Genomic DNA, 1,689 nt, shown 5'->3' on the forward strand with positions numbered 1-1,689 from the left:
GCATTCGACCTCGAGGCCGGTCAGACCCTCGAGGTCGCCTTCCTGCTGGGCGAAGCTGCGGATCGTGACGAGGCCCGCGCACTCGCCGCTCAATTTTCCGACCTCGAGGCCGTGCACGCCGCCATCGAGGACACAAAAGCGTTCTGGCGCAAGACCACGTCGGCGGTTCAGATCGAGACGCCGGAGCCCGCCCTCGACCTGATGGTCAACGGCTGGCTCGTCTACCAGAACCTGTCGTGCCGACTGTGGGGCCGGACGGCGTTCTACCAATCCGGTGGCGCGTACGGCTTCCGCGACCAGCTCCAAGACACGTCGGCCCTCGTCTACGCTCGGCCCGACATCACCCGCGCACAGATCGTCCGCAACGCGGCGCACCAGTTCGAAGAAGGCGACGTGCTCCATTGGTGGCACCCTCCGCTCTCCAAAGGCATCCGTACGCGGTTCGCCGACGATCTGCTGTGGCTTCCTCTTCTAGCCTCGCAGTACGTCGCCACGACCGGCGACGCGTCCGTCCTCGAGGACGACGTCCGGTTCCTGACCGCGCCCGTCCTCCAAGACGGCCAGGACGAGGTATTCCTTCAGCCTCGCGACGCCGGAACGTCGGCGTCGGTGTACGAGCACGCGGCGCGGGCCGTCGACCGGTCCCTCGAGGTCGGCGAGCACGGGCTGCCGCTGATGGGCGTCGGCGACTGGAACGACGGAATGAACCGGGTCGGGCGGCTGGGCCGCGGTGAGAGCGTCTGGATGGGGTTTTTCCTGGCGGCCACCATCGACGCGTTTCTGCCTCACGTCCTGTCTCGCGGTGACGACGCCCGCGCTGAGCGCTACCGCCAGCACCGCGCCGACCTCGAGGCCGCGCTCAACGCCGACGGCTGGGACGGCGCCTGGTACCGCCGGGCGTTCTACGACGACGGCGCTGTGATGGGCTCGACCGATAGCGACGAGTGCCAGATCGACGCGCTCGCCCAGGCCTGGGCCGTTCTCTCGGGGACCGCACCGCCGGACCGCGCGGCCCTCGCCCTCGATGCCCTCGAGACGCGGCTGGTCGACGAAGACGCCGGTCTGATCCGACTGCTCGACCCGCCGTTCGACGTCACGCCTCACGACCCCGGCTACATCAAGGGGTACGTGCCGGGCGTGAGAGAGAACGGGGGCCAGTACACGCACGCGGCGCTGTGGGCCATTCGGGCGCTTGCCGAGGCGGGCCGCTGCGAGCGTGCCGCGCTGTTCTTGACGATGCTCTCGCCGGTCCGCCACGGCGATTCCCGAGAAGCCGTCGCGACGTACATGACCGAGCCCTACGTGATCGCCGCCGACGTCTACGGCGTGGCGCCGCACGTCGGTCGCGGCGGCTGGACATGGTACACCGGCTCGGCCGGGTGGATGTGGCGCGTGGCCGTCGAGTCGATCCTGGGGTTCGGCCTCGAGGGCGGAGACGCGATCACGCTCGCGCCGTGCATTCCCGCCGACTGGCCCGGGTTCTCCATCCGCTACCGACTGCCGGACGGCTCGGGGACGGTCTACACGATCACCGTTGAGCGCGGTAGTGACCCATCGCTGACACTCGACGGCGCCATTCTTGACCTGCAGGACGCGCGTGTGCGCATCCCGATCATGAGGGACGGCGCCGAGCACGAGGTGGTCCTCCGCATCTGATTCAACGCGGTCTCGGCCTCGAGGGCGCCGACT

Annotated in this window: 1 protein-coding gene; it reads left to right on the top strand. The window is 69.3% G+C overall.

The annotated features are described in order from the left end of the window. The coding region (locus WBA11_RS17015) for a GH36-type glycosyl hydrolase domain-containing protein (RefSeq protein ID WP_424521836.1) at positions 1-1,656 on the top strand (1,656 nt) is incomplete at its 5' end. Between the last annotated feature and the right edge of the window lie 33 nt (positions 1,657-1,689).

Source organism: Rubrivirga sp., from assembly GCF_049648075.1.
In the GTDB taxonomy this organism is placed as follows: Bacteria; Bacteroidota; Rhodothermia; order Rhodothermales; family Rubricoccaceae; genus Rubrivirga.